Origin of the sequence: uncultured Metabacillus sp., from assembly GCF_947503125.1 — a bacterium.
GTDB lineage: Bacteria > Bacillota > Bacilli > Bacillales > Bacillaceae > Metabacillus.
In genome coordinates this window covers 99,111-113,904 of sequence record NZ_CANNCR010000011.1, presented here as the reverse complement: position 1 = coordinate 113,904, position 14,794 = coordinate 99,111, and the positions used below count along the sequence as shown (strand labels likewise).

The window sequence follows — 14,794 nt, the reverse complement described above, 5'->3', positions numbered from 1 at the left end:
CCACCTAACCTATTTCTCCTAACAAACTTACTTTCTTGTTTCCCTACGAATTATTGGAGCTACCTCTGTTGCTAGTAGTTCAATGCCTTCAGCTATTTTCTTAAACGGAATCCCGCCGATATCGATCTGTGCCATAAAACGCTGGTGTCCAAACAGTTCATGCTGGTGCAGGATTTTTTCGATAATCTGCTGCGGACTGCCTACGAACAAGGCCGTATCCCCTCCTGTCAGCTGGTCAAAGTCTGCTCTTGACATCCTGCCCGTCATCCCGAGTTGACGGTTTACGTATGACCAATAATTTGAATAGTACGGGTAGAATTCATCTTTCGCTTGTTCGGTTGTCTTTGCAAGATACCCATGCCCTGTCACCCCAACTTTGAGGTTTTCAGAAGCATGCCCAGCTTCGCTACCGGTTTGACGGTACAAATCGACCAATGGTTTAAATCTTGCTGGATCACCACCAAGAATCGCTACAGCCATCCCGACACCGAGCCTGCCAGCCCGGGCTGCACTTTCCGGCGAACCGCCGACACCGACCCAAATTGGCAGCTGTTTCTGTAAAGGTCTGGGGGCTATTTCGGCATCCCTTAATGAGGAGCGGAAGTGACCATGCCAAGATGACATTCTCTCGTTTTCATTTAGCTTTAAAAATAACTCAATATTCTCCGAAAACAGGGCATCATAGTCATCCGTGCTAAAGCCAAAAAGAGGAAAAGATTCAACAAATGCTCCACGGCTCGCAATAATTTCCGCACGTCCATCCGAAAGTAAATCTAATGTTGCAAAATCTTCGAAAAGACGAACAGGATCAATCGTGCTTAACACGGTTGTTGCGCTTGTCAATTTTATTCTTTTTGTGTTTTGAGCAATGGCTGCCAAAACGACTGAGGGAGTTGATATCGCATAATCTAATCGATGATGTTCACCTACCCCGAAAATATCCAGTCCAGCCTCATCAGCAAGTTTTGCCGCTTCGATAATCTCTTTTAACCTTTGCCCAGCACTAATTGTCTGGGTGGTATTCGGATCAGGTCCAATATCTCCAAGAGTATAGAGGCCAATTTCGATCCCGGAATTCTGCTCTAGCATAGCTGCAATTACCTCTCTTTGCGAGTTCTCTATATCTGCACATTTTCGTCTAAGTTGATCTGCTTTCCTACAGTCGATTGATAGTTAAAAGTTAGTTACTTTATGTAAGTTATTATACTTTTATAATTAATTTTCGTCAAGTAACTAAATTGTTTTAAATCTATGAAGTTATCCACTTTACTTGATGAAAAGCATAATAAAAACACTAGTAACAGTGTTTACTGTATCTAGTGTTTTCTATCCCTCATTCCAACTTATAATTGCAGCCCCATCCACCTCCAATAAGTAAAATAGAAGACCATTATCACCATCAGATAAAGCGGCATTAATATGGCACTTAGCTTTACTAAATGACGTGCATCATATGAAATATTGTCATCTTCATAAAAGAGCAGCAATGCTTTGGAGCTGACAGGAAGAGTTACACAATAGTTCATCCCTATTAAACTAAGAAAAACAACGGCAGAAGGATTTACACCGATTGTTTCACTGATTAATAGGAATCCTGGAATAAAGACGATGGCACGTGTTGTATGTGAAGTAATATACAAATGACTTGTTACCGTGACGGTTAAAATCATCAGTACAATAAACCAATCCGGAGCATCATTAAACAAATGCAAAACACTTAGCATGTTTTTTTCCATCCAGTTGACTACACCTGTATCCACTAAAACTTTCCCCAGTGCCGTTGCCGCAGCAACAAATAAAATTAAATTCCACGATATCGACTTTATCCCTTGTTTCCAGCTAATGATTCCCATATTGGGTGTCATTACTAAAACAGCACCTACCATCGTAATAAAGGCAAGATCATAGCCATGGATGCTTTCTGTCATCCAGCATACAACCAAAAGAGATACCAAAATCATTGTCTTTTTTTCTTTCCCATTAATCTTTTCTTTAGGTTTTCCCTCTTCTTCACGTTTTTTATGACCTATTTCCTGCCAGCCGTCTATCGGCCAAAGAAAAATTTTTATGATAAGAAAGGAAAGAAACGTCATCACTAACGCAAACGGTACTCCCCAGATAAGCCACTGAACATAAGAAATCGATTGATCCACAGTACTTTCTAGTAATCCCACTCCAATCAAATGCGAGCCCGCCCCGATCAGCGTGACTGAAGTGCTCATTAGAATGATGACCGGTGTCATAATCGCCAACACCCTTTGTTCTGAAGCCGCAAATTTTTGACTAAGCTGATGAATCATCGGCATTGATAATGCTGCCCGACCGGAAGTGGACGGAATAAGAAATGCTGAGGCAAATAATACGGAACATACTCCAAGAAGCACATTGTTTTTTGTATTCTGGTTTTTTAAGAGAGAAAAGGTTAGACGGTTTGCTAACCCGGACTCCTTCACCGCTTCCCCTATAATAAAAGAGCCAATCATTAGCCATACAACTTCTTCTGACAGGGATTGGTATAACAAATCCGCTTCTCCGGCATTCATGATGATGATAAAGACTATGAGGGATAGGGCGACAAAACCTGCAGGAATTTTTGTCGCCATCCAAAATATCATCGCCGATAAAAACGCAAATAACGCGATTTTTGCTTGATAGTTAATGCCATCAATCATGAAAATGACGATTAAAATAAGTACATGCAAACTGCCAATAACAACTGACTTTGATGGATTATTTATCGTTAATTTAATGGGGTGTTCTTTTGCACTATGCCTCTCCATTCTTGTCATCATTTATGATAAACACCTTCACGAGGGAGCTTTCTCTGGGCAATTCCTAAGCCAATCGCAATTTGCCTCAAAACAGACTCCGTACTTTCTTCAATCCATTTTGGAGCTTTTTTCATTGCCTTTTTTAAGGAGGTTGGCTTTTGAATAATACTGCTATACGCATCTATGCCTGCTTGATAATTGACATTTGCCCCTTTCCCAATTGTTCCCGTAATGGCAATGACCGGGATGTTATTTTTTTTCGCAATCCGCGCAACCTCAGCAGGGATCTTCCCATTTGGAGTTTGGAAATCTATACTTCCTTCTGCGGTAAAAACAAGATCTGCTGCAGAAATTTTTTCTTCTATTTCTATGTAGTCTAAAATAAGATCAAATCTAGGATGTAAGGTAGCTCCAGTAAAAGCAAGCAGCCCTGCACCTAATCCTCCAGATGCGCCGCTGCCTGGCATGGAACGGACATCAAGCCCCACCGCTTCTTGAATTAAAGCAGCATAATGCTCCAATGCTTGCGATAATAGTTCAACCTGTTTTGGCGTTGCTCCTTTTTGCGGTCCAAAAACACGAGCTACCCCATTTTCCCCGCATAAAATATTCTTCCAATTACATGCAACATCGATTGAAACACGATGTAATCGTCGATCTAATTGAGTTGTTGTAATTAAAGCAGCCTTTAACAAATCCGCTCCGCCATTAATCTCAACGATTCGTTGGTTCTTATCATTAAACTGAACCCCCAAAGCTTGCGCCATTCCCGCCCCTCCATCTGACGTACCAGAATCACCGCAGCCAATTAAGATGTGATCAACACCTTTATCAAGTGCAGCCAAAATTAACTCTCCCACACCATAAGTCGTTGTTTTTAAAGGATTTCTTTTATTACGAGGAATGAGCTTTAAACCGGAAACCGCTGCCATTTCAATGACAGCCGTACGCCTGCCATTTTCTCCATATACCCCAAAATAACTTTCAATTTGTCTGCCGACTGGCCCTGTCACTTTTCTGTAAACTAATTCTCCACCTTTTATATGAACGATTGTCTTCACAAATCCCTCGCCACCATCAATCATCGGGATTACGTCCAAATCGATCAACGGATCAAAGCGTCTTACACCGCGCTCCATCGCTAACGCTACTTCCTCTGCATCTAAGCATTCTTTAAATCCTGAGGGTACTATCACAATTTTCATCTAACTTTCCTCCCAAAAACTTTATTTCTTTGTAATGTACTATTAGAAAATGAAAGGCTCATGAGAGGATGATGAAAAATCAGGCAGAAAAAAAGAAAAGTTAGATTAGAAGATCAATAGAGTGATTTAACTTTGTACTGAACTTCACAATCTAACTAATGGACGAATTGTAAAAGAAAGACGACCTTCCACTCATTGCTGAATCAAAGGCCGCCTTTTCTTGCCATCATAATTTTTTTCGTTTAACTTATTTAACAAAGTCATGAAACGGACATTTACCTTTCATTGGTTTCGCATCATCTCCAATAAAATACTGTTTCCATTCGCGATGATCAGGATCACCGTAATGGCTGATATTTGGGTGCTTCGGCAGCTGATCCCATTTTTCCACACGTTCTCTTACCTTTTCTCTAGACATCGCCCCTCCTTTTGAGGTTCCCTCTAATCCCTCAAAAATACGGCGCGGTTGAAAACCTAAAACAAGACTGTTTCCTAAATTCCTTGTTTTCCGCTGTTTGTAAGCTGGTGCATTTCCAAAAACAAAAAATGGTTCCTTTGCAAATGAAAATGCCCACAGATGATGGTCGGGATCATAGGGGATATCCTTTGGCCACGGTTTATCATCATTTTTATGTAAGTATTGCAGAATTCGCCAAAAATAGTTTCGATAATAGGTAATCGATTTCTCTTCTTTTTCAGGCTCTACGAAAAGAAATAAGCCGTGACGGACAAGCTTTGGAGAATCAAACAGCTTGATAAACCGTTGAATGGTATCAGGGAGATGTGACCAATCATCATGTGTAATGTATGAATAACGAAGTTCTCCCTTTTTCTCCGCACTCATTCCAAAATAACAAGGAAAAGTCGGATCTGTTACTGTTTCATTGAATGTTTTATATTCCTTAATCACCCATTCCGGAACAATCTCTTCGTTTACCATATCATCTTTTGTTAACAATACATCCATTTTTGTTTTCAATTTTTTCTCACCTCATTTTTGATTGTTTATTAAGAAAAGTGCAATCACCTTGATCAGCCTAGAGCAAATAAGACGGTCATGAATAGAAGGCGTTCTTTGCCTTCAATTCATGAGTGGCTAGACCCTAGAGGGGCTAGGCGCTGGAGCTAGACACTAAAACTAGGTTCAAATTTTATGCTTTCTTACCTTTTAATAAACCGAAGAGGCTGACCCTTCGGTGAGTCAACCTCTTCCTAATCTAACCTTTTTAATAAGAAGGGTTAGTCATTATTCCTTTGCTTGCTGCGAGCTTCGCCGCCTTTTTCGCCAATTTCTTGATAGAATTCCTTATCATGATTTTCAGATGTAGCTTCGCCGCCTTTTCTTCCAATCTCTTGATATAACTCTTTATCATGATTTTCGGATGTCGCTTCGCCGCCTTTTCTTCCAATCTCTTGATAGAACTCTTTATCATGATTTTCAGAAGTCGCCTCTCCGCCTTTTCTTCCGATCTCTTGATAAAATTCTCTATCATGATTTTTTGATGTTGCTTCTCCACCTTTACGACCTGCTTCTTCTACTGTCATTTTTTTATCATCATTGTTTTTAGCCATTTTTAATTTCCTCCTTGTAAAATTTTGTGTTGTCCTCTCGGACTTAGTGTAACTATAACCGTCTTGTCCGTACGATAAACCATTAATTTTTTAAAAATAGCAATCTGTTACTTTTGGCTTATATAAGTCTATTTCTAGATTCTATTCATTCACCGTTTTAAGTTTTATAGGGAATGGGTAAGGAAACATAAAAGTCAAAAATGGAGGGAAAAAGAATGCTGACAAAAGAAGAACTTAAGTATTTTGAAAATAAACTATTAACCATCAAACAAGGAATTATTGATGAATTAGAATCTAATCACCAATTATCATTAGATATTTACGGTGAGTTGTCCAGCTACGATAATCAATTTGCCGATACTGCCACTGAACTGGATGAACAAGAAAAACAAATGATGCTGTATGAGTCTTCCCAAAAACTTTTGGAGGATGTCAATGAGGCGTTGGAAAGGATCAAAAATGGAACCTATGGAATCTGTATCGATACAGGCGAACCTATATCTATTTATCGGCTAGATGCCCTGCCTTATGCAAAACGAACGATGGAAGCGCAAAAAAAGTACGAAGAAGAAACTAACCTAAAGCACGATCAGGAAGAACGTTATATTGAACTTGATGCAGATAACGATATGCGTATCGATAAGGAATTACAACAAAAGCACGGAAACTCATCTCATTAATTTTTTATAAAATAGAAAGGATGACTTGATAATGGGAAACAAACCAGATCCAGTAAAGAATATCGTTATGGAGGAAAAACCGAAGATAACAAACGAAAATCCTCATGAAGAAAAAAATAAAGATCCAATCTCTGAAATTCGTTCTGAAATGCCTGTGAAAGAAGACCAAAATGGGCCAAGAAATAACCAATCCTTATGAAATTGCCAAACGTTTAATCGAACGGGCAACCGAATCACTGCAACTCCCAAAAGGTGTCTATGAGATTTTAAAAAAACCAGCCAGATTAATGAAGGTTTCCATTCCGATTCGCCGTGACAATGGTGAATATGTAAGCTATACAGGGATCCGCTCACAGCATGTAGATATCCTTGGTCCAACCAAAGGGGGGATTCGCTTCCATCCAAGTGTAACCGAAGATGAAGTAAAGGCTTTATCGATGTGGATGTCCTTAAAATCAGCCCTTATCGGATTACCATTCGGAGGAGGAAAAGGCGGAGTGATTGTTGACCCGCACGAGCTTTCAGAAAGAGAATTAGAGGAATTAAGCCGCGGATTTATTCGGGAACTCGAGCCGATTATCGGACCGGAAAAAGATATCCCCGCCCCTGATGTTAATACAAATCCGCAAATTATGGGCTGGATGCTTGATGAATTTGACCGGTTATCAGGTCATAGTGTCCCTGGATTTATCACCGGGAAGCCTGTGGTGATTGGCGGATCAGTCGGCAGGATCGAGGCAACTGGACGAGGAGTCGTCATCTCCATTCTCGAGGCCGCTAAACGGTTAAATCTCGAACTAACGAATCTTTCAGCTGTCATCCAAGGCTTTGGCAATGTCGGTTCCATCACTGCAAAATTATTACATCAATATGGAGTAAAGGTCATTGCGATTACTGATGCGAAAGGCGGAGTCTATCAACCAGAAGGCCTGGATATTATGAAGCTAATCGATTATGTCAATGAAACCGGAACGGTAAATGGGTTTGAAAACAATAAAAATATTACCAATGATGAACTATTCGCAATGGACTGTGATATCCTTGTGCCGGCCGCATTAGAAAACCAAATCACAGGGAAAACCGCCCCGACGATTAAAGCAAAAATAGTCGCTGAAGCTGCAAACGGTCCAACAACACCAGAAGGAAATCATATTATGGAGGAAAAGAACATCTTTGTCATTCCTGATATTTTATGTAACGTCCTATTTTGAATGGGTACAAAACTCCATGCATTATTTTTGGACAGAAAATGAAGTGAATCAAAAGCTGCAAGAAAAAATGACAAATGCGTTTGAAAGTGTGTATCGAATGAAAGAAGAGAAAAACGTGACGATGCGCGAATCTGCCTACTTAGTAGGAGTTGGACGACTAGCAGAAGCGATGAAGGCGCGCGGCTGGATTAAAAATTGGAAAATGCCGATTGAATGTTAGAGTAAAGGAAGCAATCTTCACCGGATTGCTTCCACTTCTTATTAATGTTTCTTTATTTGCTGCAGAAAATAATCTATCAAAATCGAGTGAATGATAGATTGAATCAAAGAATTAGTAATAATATTGTTTCGAATGCAATTATTTATAGAATAGCTTCCATGTTGAGGAGACTTATCCCCTCCTACACTTCTCGTGATTCTCTATACGTTCTAGCACTATTTGATAGCCATCGTTCCCATAATCCAATAATTTCTTAACCCTTGTTATTGTAGCAGATGAGGCGTTAGTTTCTAACTGTATGTCCATATAGGTATCGCCTTTTCTTAGCATTCTTGCAACTTCTAACCTTTGCATGAACGACTTTATCTCATTCATGGTACATAAATCATCGAAAAATGCTGCACACTCTTCTTCTGTTTTTAAGGAAAGGATAGCATTGAATAATTGGACAACAGTTTTCTCAGGTAATTTTTTTATATACATTGTTTTGCCTCCATCATTTCCTCACGAATGAATTTTTATAGGTTTCTATTATCACTTGCTTCATGTGATATATAGTGCACTTTTTCAGATAATTTATCTTTTTGCGATTGATAATAGCAAAACAGGCAGACCCATCAACTTTTGATGATCTGCATGATTATTATTAATACTTATTATCCTTCTTTAAGAAAATTCTCTTTTTCAGTAATGTTCTCTTCCCTATAATTTGCGGCGTTTTTGACATACTGAAGTGCACCTTGTTTTAAACGCTCGATATCTTCCGAAGTAAGTGGACGAATGACCTTTGCTGGCACTCCGGCTACTAAAACACCAGGTTCGATTAGTTTTCCTTCGGGAACAAGAGCACCAGCAGCAACCAAAGCACCTTCCCCTATAACAGCGCCATTCAAAATGGTAGCACCCATACCGATTAACGCCCCATCCTTTACAGTGCATCCATGCAATACCACGTTATGTCCAATTGTGACATGTTCCCCCACATGAATCGGATATCCCGGATCAACATGGACAACCGCACCGTCTTGAATATTAGAGCCTTTCCCAATTGTAATTTTCTCGTTATCTCCTCTTAAAACGGCATTAAACCAAACAGATGTATGTTCTTTAAGTTCAATGTTGCCAATTACCTGAGCTCCTGGTGCAAGATAGGTGCTTGAATGTACCTCTGGAGAGTGCCCTTTAAATGCATACAACATTCTTTTATACCTCCGTGTTATTTAAATAGTGATTTCGATTAAAAAGTCCTCTAGAAAAACATGATTTAACAATCACGGATTCATTAAAATATCTTCAATCTACCATAGCAAAATAATTCCTGAAAATATGCCAAAAATAATATAGATAAGCAGGATTCCAAGCGACCATTTTGCAGCATGTTTATGGAGATCACCTAATGAAATACCTGTTATATGAACTAGTAAATAAACCGATGCTACGAGCGGTCCCATAATACCGAAGGGAGTGCCATATAATGAAGCGGTTCCAATTTTTATAGCATCTATACCATAAGCTGCAGCCGTTTCAACCAAGACTGGAAGAATCCCGAAATAAAATCCATCAGGACCTATTAAAAAAAGAGCAGGCGCACTAATAATCGCAGTAAACAAGGCTAGAGAAGCTCCCATTTCTGTAGGAATAATGGAGACCAGCGAGTGGGCCATAGATTCAGAGATAGGAGTACCTTTAAAGATTCCTGAGAAAATTCCTGCAGCAAAAACCATGACAATAACGGCTAATGCATTAGGTGCGTGGGCAGCCAACCGATCCCGTTGATCATTTATATGCGGATAATTAATAAGCAATGCTATCGCGGTGCCAAGAAGAAATAGGACAGCTGCAGGCAGCGATTCAAGAACAATGGCAATCATAATCACGGTTGATAATAAAAAGTTAATCCAGATTAGTTTAGGACGTTTAAGGCTTTTTTCTTTTGGTACAATGTTTTCGATTGTAGCGCTTTCAATTGCAGCATCCATAATTCTAGCTTCAGACAAAGAAAGTGATTCACTGCTTTCCCTTTTATATCTAGCTCGTTCTCTCAAACCGATAAAGTAAGCAACGCCAACGACATACAGCAGGCTTGCAATCATTCCTGGCAGCATTTGAAGATATAATTGGGTTGGATCAAGATTCAGGACACTTGCTACCCGGCCGGCAGGGCCTCCCCAAGGAACAAGTGTGGTAATCCCGACTTGCATAATGGTGATCGAAGCCAGGATGATAGGGCTAATTCCCAATTTTTTATAAAGTGGCAGAAAAGCTGTAACAACAATCATCATTGTCGTAGAGCCATCACCGTCAAATCCAATAATTCCTGCTAACACCGCTGTTCCAACAATGATTTTAAGCGGGTCACCTTTTGCTAACTTAATAATCTTTGAAGTTAGTGGATCAAATAATCCTGTATCTAGCATGATACCAAAATACAAAATGGCAAATAACAAAAGAATGGCAGTTGGCGCTACACCTTGAATCCCTTCCATCATCAACGGTCCTAATTCTGTGCTAAATCCCCCGATTAAACCAAAAATAACAGGTACGATCGCCAAACCAAGAAAAGGAGATGTTCGTTTCGTCATGATCAAATACAAGAAGGTGAAAATCATGGCAAACCCTAAAATCGACAACATATACTTTATTCCTCCCAATATTTGTTATGGATGCCGAGGGTACAAAATCAATGGTACCCTGACATTGATCGCTTCTGTTATGTAGAAGAGAAAGGTCGATTATTTGTCCATTGTTTGGCTATAAATGGTCTTTGGATTGTAAAAATTGAGAAGCGATGAAATCTATTAAACTCTTACACTGAACGAGCTATTTTAGCTTACTTAGTTTTTTACCAATGACTTCTTCGTTATGTTGTCCAAGCTCAGGACCAATCCATTCAATGCTTCCAGGTGTTTCAGAAAGTTTTGGGACAATGCCTGGTACCAGTACTTGTACTCCATCCGGTAAAGTAACAGGTTTAAGCATATCTCTTGCTTGAAACTGTTCATCGTTAACGATATCCTCAATGCTGTAGATAGGACCTGCTGGCACACCAGCTTCATCGAGAATTCTCTGTACCTCCTTCTGTGTATGTCTCTTAGTCCACTCCTCAATGACCTGATCAAGGTATTCTGCATGCTCGGCTCTTCCCTGGTTGTTTGAATACACAGGGTCATTTGCAAAATCAGGACGTCCCATCGCAAGTGCAAACCTTTTAAAAATGCTATCACTATTCGCAGCAATGACAATATATTTGCCGTCCGAACATAGATACGTATTAGATGGAGCAATTCCCTCTAATGTCGCTCCTGTTCTCTCTCTTACAATCCCCTTCATGTCATATTCTGGAAGAACACCTTCCAGCAGGGAGAAAACTGACTCCGTGAGAGCAACGTCTACGTACTGGCCTCTTTTTAAAGGATCCATATCTCTTGCTCTTAATGCTAATAACGTCCCATTTACGGCATAAAGACCTGCGATAGAATCACCAACAGCTAATCCGACACGGACTGGTGGCCGGTCAGGAAAACCAGTCAAATATCTAAGTCCCCCCATTGACTCAGCAACACTACCAAAACCAACCTTGTCTCTGTAAGGACCTGTTTGTCCATATCCGGATATACGAGTCATAATGATACTTGGGTTTATCTTTTTCAAATCTTCATAACCGAGCCCCCAACTCTCTAATCTTCCAGGCCGAAAATTTTCAATCACAACATCGGCTTCTTTTGCTAATTCCCGCACCATATCCTGACCTTCTTTTTCACGGAGGTTCAATGTAATCGATTTTTTGTTTCTTGCGTGCACATACCACCATAGTGAAGTTCCCTTATGCATAACACGCCAATTGCGTAAAGAATCGCCGCTTCTTGGATCTTCTACCTTAATCACTTCGGCACCAAATTCTCCAAAAATCTTTCCTGCGAAAGGAGCTGCTACAAAATTTCCTAATTCTAATACTTTAATACCATCTAATGGTTTTCTCATTGACTCCCACCTTTGTTTCATTATTTGTTTATCTGATTTCAAAACTTTTTGCAAAACAGGTAAACTGAATATTCAGATAATGTATACAAAAATCAACAGAAGAAAAAAATCCTATCCTTAATCTTCATTACTTTTATACTGTTTTTGTTACAACCTGACCATCACTTAATAATTGAGGGAATGTACCATCAAATTTCTTTAGCATCTCTAAGTTCAAACCGGTTTTTATATTTTGTTTTTCCAAGAATTCCACAACACGGCTTGCCTGAATGTTTCCAGGAGACCCAGGTGCATATGGACACCCTCCCAAACCAGCTTGAGCTACATCTATTAAATAAACGCCAGCCTGTATTCCGGCCATAACATTTGCCAGCCCGTATCCATATGTGTCATGAAGGTGTAGGGCAATCGGGATCTCCGGAAATTTTTCTTTTAAACGGCTGCAATATTCATATACTTGTTTAGGTGTTGCCTTCCCGATTGTATCTCCAAGTCCCAGCTCATTAGCTCCATTGTTAACAAGAAACTCTGCTATCCTTTCTACTTCTGAATAAGGGACCACTCCAGAAAATGGACAGACAAAAGCGGTCGCAATCGCACCAATTGTCCTTCTGCCTCTTTTATTTGTTTCTTCAATTAAATCTTTTATTTCTAATAAAGATTCATCTGTACTTTTGTTTAAATTTGCCTGGTTATGTTTTGTGCTGGCAGAAAGGAAGAAAAGGGCGGTATGAATCTTTGAATCTAGGAATCTACTTAATCCCCGTTGGTTAGGGACTAAAGCTTCATACTCCACTCCATGATCCATCGGTAATTTTTGAGATAATTCATCTGCATCCTTCATTGCTGGAACCCACTTTGGATGAACAAAAGAAGTTACTTCCAAGCGTTCAAAACCTGCCGCAATTAATTGTTCAATCTTATTGATCTTTTGGTCAGTCTCGACAAAAACTGGTTCATTTTGCAAACCATCTCTCAATGTGACATCTCTTACTTTCATTCTTTTAGGAAAGACCAAATTCGTTCGCACTCCTTTACAAAATTTTTAGATTCCTTTTCTATTCACTCAGGTCTTTCCTCTTATCCGTTACACCAGAATGCATAGAATGATAAAATTGGAAATCACGTTGAATATGTGTTTTCATTAACTCCTCTGCCGCTTTCCCATCCCGGGATTGTATAGCCTGCCAGATCGCTTGATGTTCCTCAGCACCCTCTTCTAATCGCATTGGTATATTTAATACTGCATTACGGTAGAATGAAATTAACGAATACAACTGATTCATCATTTTTAATAAGTAAGGATTACCACTGCCTTTTACAATTAGGAAGTGAAACTGGGTACTTAAGATTTTTAATTTTTCAATATCTTTCTTCCTAACCATCAGGTTCATTTCATCAACTACATTTGACATGTGGACACGACGCTTTTCATCCAAGCGTAAAGCAGCATAATAAGCAGCAGTTGGTTCAAGACTCAAGCGGCATTCGTATAGATAGTTAAAATCTGAAAAAGTTGGGCGATACACTCTTACTCCACCCCTCGGACTGACAGAAACTAAACCATCACTATTCAACCTTCGAATAGCCTCGCGGATCGGACTTCTGCTAACCCCTGTTTCCTGGGAAATTTGCTTTTCTACGATACGTTGACCAGGATTAATGTTTCCGCTTACAATTTTTTCGTGTAAATATTCATATACTTGATCTTGAAGAGTTTTAGATCGATCGATTTTTGAAATCAATTTGAGCCCACCAATTTGTCATAATTTTCTAATAATGTATACAAAAAAATAATATAATATTTATCTTATAACAACTTGGTGCCTATGACTAGAGGGTCATGCCATTTTTCATCTCCTTTTTATATTTTAGCCCTAAATCCCCCTTTCTGCAGTTTTAATAATTTGATGTAGCAAAAAAATCATTTTTCGATTTTTTTAAATCTTATAACCGAGTTTTTTAAACTGCAACCCTTTACATCAACGCGTTTTTTCTGTAAGTCAGTTATTCTTCACCGCATTAACGTAAAAGGTAAAAGCATGGAAGAATTTGAACCTGGCTTCAGTTCAGCGAGGCTTATGCTCTTCCATCTCTAGTTGAATTATTTTAAATCTCCCGTTTTCATCAATTTCAGTCTCAAATAAACCTTCTTTGGATAAATAGATTGAATACGCGTTCTTGCTAACTTTTTGATTGTTTATCTGGCGGATTGCTGAAGAAAACTGACGAATATAATAATCTATATATTTCTTTGACACATCAATTTCATTTACCAAGTATTTTCGCAGATAGACCATTTCTGTGTTCGGAAATGTTTTATAAAAGAATTCAAGGGGATGACCTTTTTGAAAATGATCATCAGAAGAGAAATAAGTAACACGGGACGTACCATCAGCTGCAAATCCAGCTAGCAAATAAACCGTTGCATAATCGTGTCCAGGATAGGAATGTTTGAAGAATTCCAAAGAAGCACTAAATAATTTTTGGGAATGAGCTTCAATTTTTTCTAATGAATTTGTTTGAAGGGAAAATGCCTTCATTTCTTCAATTGGCTCATCAATAACATTTTTGACACCAGCAAAGGCAAAAATGGCGTTATGATTCAAAGCCATTATTTTTTTCTCATGATCATGAAAGTCATCCGTTCCCCTATAGGTAATTCTTCTATCAGCCATGATTAAAACACCATTGTCAAACTTTTTTCCAATCAATGCCGTCATCATATACTCCTTTAGAATAAGAGAATACCCTACTAATTTTAGCGTAGTGCTTTTCAAACATTTTACCATATATTGACCTATTCTAAAGGTTTGCAGACGATTATTCCCTTTGCCTTTATTATGCATCTTCCTGTTTGATCCCAGTTATACATTGATCAATTTTTTCATAAAGTTCCTCTGGCTCGTCTGTGACAATATTTTCACCATTGACAAGTGCAAATGGTTCCATTAAACATTGCCCGCAATACAGCAGGCATCTTTCTTCAATCACTTCTATATCACTGCGCTCTCTTAGCCTTTCTTTAATAGCTTCCAGCTCATCTTCGAAATTACAAGGACAGAATTTCACGCGAATATTCATGTTTACCACTCCTTAAATTTATTGGCAACATTTTAAGTTGATCGATAAAAAGCATGCAAGAGCACACCTA

15 protein-coding genes and 1 pseudogene are annotated in these 14,794 nt (G+C 39.0%); 3 read left to right on the top strand and 13 right to left on the bottom strand.

Features of this window, described 5'->3' with window-relative positions; all coding sequences use genetic code 11:
* Positions 1-27: 27 nt before the first annotated feature.
* The 5 genes from Q1B07_RS10465 to Q1B07_RS10445 form a co-directional block, all read right to left on the bottom strand.
* Positions 28-1,089 carry an LLM class flavin-dependent oxidoreductase gene (locus Q1B07_RS10465; RefSeq protein ID WP_299092416.1) on the bottom strand — a complete coding sequence of 354 codons (1,062 nt, stop codon included), beginning with the start codon at positions 1,087-1,089 and terminating at the stop codon, positions 28-30.
* Positions 1,090-1,343: 254 nt separating this feature from the next.
* Positions 1,344-2,792 carry an SLC13 family permease gene (locus Q1B07_RS10460; RefSeq protein WP_299092417.1) on the bottom strand — a complete coding sequence of 483 codons (1,449 nt, stop codon included), beginning with the start codon at positions 2,790-2,792 and terminating at the stop codon, positions 1,344-1,346.
* Positions 2,789-3,976: a glycerate kinase gene (locus tag Q1B07_RS10455; RefSeq protein ID WP_299092418.1), complete on the bottom strand. Its 1,188-nt coding sequence runs from the start codon at positions 3,974-3,976 to the stop codon at positions 2,789-2,791. Before Q1B07_RS10455 ends, Q1B07_RS10460 begins: the two co-directional genes overlap by 4 nt.
* 247 nt (positions 3,977-4,223) lie before the next feature.
* Positions 4,224-4,943 (bottom strand): YqcI/YcgG family protein, encoded by a 720-nt coding sequence (locus tag Q1B07_RS10450; protein WP_299092448.1) that lies wholly within the window; start codon positions 4,941-4,943, stop codon positions 4,224-4,226.
* Positions 4,944-5,215: 272 nt separating this feature from the next.
* Positions 5,216-5,548, bottom strand: coding sequence for a KGG domain-containing protein (locus Q1B07_RS10445; RefSeq protein ID WP_299092419.1), 333 nt, complete (start codon positions 5,546-5,548; stop codon positions 5,216-5,218).
* Between the two features lie 215 nt (positions 5,549-5,763).
* Between Q1B07_RS10445 and Q1B07_RS10440 the strand changes: the two genes are divergently transcribed.
* From Q1B07_RS10440 to Q1B07_RS10430, 3 genes and pseudogenes are all read left to right on the top strand, one after another.
* Positions 5,764-6,228 (top strand): TraR/DksA C4-type zinc finger protein, encoded by a 465-nt coding sequence (locus tag Q1B07_RS10440; RefSeq protein ID WP_299092420.1) that lies wholly within the window; start codon positions 5,764-5,766, stop codon positions 6,226-6,228.
* Positions 6,229-6,259: 31 nt separating this feature from the next.
* Complete coding sequence (locus Q1B07_RS10435; protein WP_299092421.1) at positions 6,260-6,427, top strand: hypothetical protein; 168 nt, start codon at positions 6,260-6,262, stop codon at positions 6,425-6,427.
* Positions 6,399-7,659: pseudogene (locus tag Q1B07_RS10430) on the top strand (Glu/Leu/Phe/Val dehydrogenase). Before Q1B07_RS10435 ends, Q1B07_RS10430 begins: the two are co-directional and overlap by 29 nt.
* A 171-nt stretch (positions 7,660-7,830) precedes the next feature.
* On the opposite strand, the gene Q1B07_RS10425 reads toward Q1B07_RS10430, so the two are convergent.
* The 8 genes from Q1B07_RS10425 to Q1B07_RS10390 form a co-directional block, all read right to left on the bottom strand.
* Positions 7,831-8,142 carry a YerC/YecD family TrpR-related protein gene (locus tag Q1B07_RS10425; protein ID WP_299092422.1) on the bottom strand — a complete coding sequence of 104 codons (312 nt, stop codon included), beginning with the start codon at positions 8,140-8,142 and terminating at the stop codon, positions 7,831-7,833.
* 173 nt (positions 8,143-8,315) lie between these two features.
* Entirely contained in the window at positions 8,316-8,858 is a 543-nt protein-coding gene (locus Q1B07_RS10420; protein ID WP_299092423.1) for a gamma carbonic anhydrase family protein, read from the bottom strand.
* Positions 8,859-8,957: 99 nt separating this feature from the next.
* Positions 8,958-10,292, bottom strand: coding sequence for a citrate:proton symporter (locus tag Q1B07_RS10415; protein WP_299092424.1), 1,335 nt, complete (start codon positions 10,290-10,292; stop codon positions 8,958-8,960).
* 187 nt (positions 10,293-10,479) lie between these two features.
* Positions 10,480-11,640, bottom strand: a complete 1,161-nt coding sequence (locus Q1B07_RS10410; protein WP_299092425.1) for a CoA transferase — start codon at positions 11,638-11,640, stop codon at positions 10,480-10,482.
* A 133-nt stretch (positions 11,641-11,773) separates the two neighbouring features.
* The gene (locus Q1B07_RS10405; protein WP_299092426.1) at positions 11,774-12,658 is read right to left on the bottom strand and encodes a hydroxymethylglutaryl-CoA lyase; all 885 of its coding nucleotides are present in this window, start codon (positions 12,656-12,658) and stop codon (positions 11,774-11,776) included.
* 40 nt (positions 12,659-12,698) lie between these two features.
* Entirely contained in the window at positions 12,699-13,385 is a 687-nt protein-coding gene (locus Q1B07_RS10400; RefSeq protein ID WP_299092428.1) for a GntR family transcriptional regulator, read from the bottom strand.
* 324 nt (positions 13,386-13,709) lie between these two features.
* Positions 13,710-14,489 (bottom strand): hypothetical protein, encoded by a 780-nt coding sequence (locus Q1B07_RS10395; RefSeq protein ID WP_299832701.1) that lies wholly within the window; start codon positions 14,487-14,489, stop codon positions 13,710-13,712.
* A complete protein-coding gene (locus tag Q1B07_RS10390; RefSeq protein ID WP_299092430.1) occupies positions 14,482-14,724 on the bottom strand; it encodes a DUF1450 domain-containing protein in 243 nt (80 codons plus the stop codon). Before Q1B07_RS10390 ends, Q1B07_RS10395 begins: the two co-directional genes overlap by 8 nt.
* Positions 14,725-14,794 lie beyond the last annotated feature (70 nt).

What these genes read in the sequence shown, in the direction of transcription:
- Q1B07_RS10395 (WP_299832701.1), bottom strand. Translation starts at nt 14,489, where the DNA reads ATGCATAATAAAGGCAAAGGGAATAATCGTCTGCAAACCTTTAGAATA.
- Q1B07_RS10435 (WP_299092421.1), top strand. Translation starts at nt 6,260, where the DNA reads ATGGGAAACAAACCAGATCCAGTAAAGAATATCGTTATGGAGGAAAAA.
- Q1B07_RS10420 (WP_299092423.1), bottom strand. Translation starts at nt 8,858, where the DNA reads ATGTTGTATGCATTTAAAGGGCACTCTCCAGAGGTACATTCAAGCACC.
- Q1B07_RS10415 (WP_299092424.1), bottom strand. Translation starts at nt 10,292, where the DNA reads ATGTTGTCGATTTTAGGGTTTGCCATGATTTTCACCTTCTTGTATTTG.
- Q1B07_RS10410 (WP_299092425.1), bottom strand. Translation starts at nt 11,640, where the DNA reads ATGAGAAAACCATTAGATGGTATTAAAGTATTAGAATTAGGAAATTTT.
- Q1B07_RS10425 (WP_299092422.1), bottom strand. Translation starts at nt 8,142, where the DNA reads ATGTATATAAAAAAATTACCTGAGAAAACTGTTGTCCAATTATTCAAT.
- Q1B07_RS10440 (WP_299092420.1), top strand. Translation starts at nt 5,764, where the DNA reads ATGCTGACAAAAGAAGAACTTAAGTATTTTGAAAATAAACTATTAACC.
- Q1B07_RS10445 (WP_299092419.1), bottom strand. Translation starts at nt 5,548, where the DNA reads ATGGCTAAAAACAATGATGATAAAAAAATGACAGTAGAAGAAGCAGGT.
- Q1B07_RS10450 (WP_299092448.1), bottom strand. Translation starts at nt 4,943, where the DNA reads ATGGATGTATTGTTAACAAAAGATGATATGGTAAACGAAGAGATTGTT.
- Q1B07_RS10390 (WP_299092430.1), bottom strand. Translation starts at nt 14,724, where the DNA reads ATGAATATTCGCGTGAAATTCTGTCCTTGTAATTTCGAAGATGAGCTG.
- Q1B07_RS10460 (WP_299092417.1), bottom strand. Translation starts at nt 2,792, where the DNA reads ATGATGACAAGAATGGAGAGGCATAGTGCAAAAGAACACCCCATTAAA.
- Q1B07_RS10465 (WP_299092416.1), bottom strand. Translation starts at nt 1,089, where the DNA reads ATGCTAGAGCAGAATTCCGGGATCGAAATTGGCCTCTATACTCTTGGA.
- Q1B07_RS10455 (WP_299092418.1), bottom strand. Translation starts at nt 3,976, where the DNA reads ATGAAAATTGTGATAGTACCCTCAGGATTTAAAGAATGCTTAGATGCA.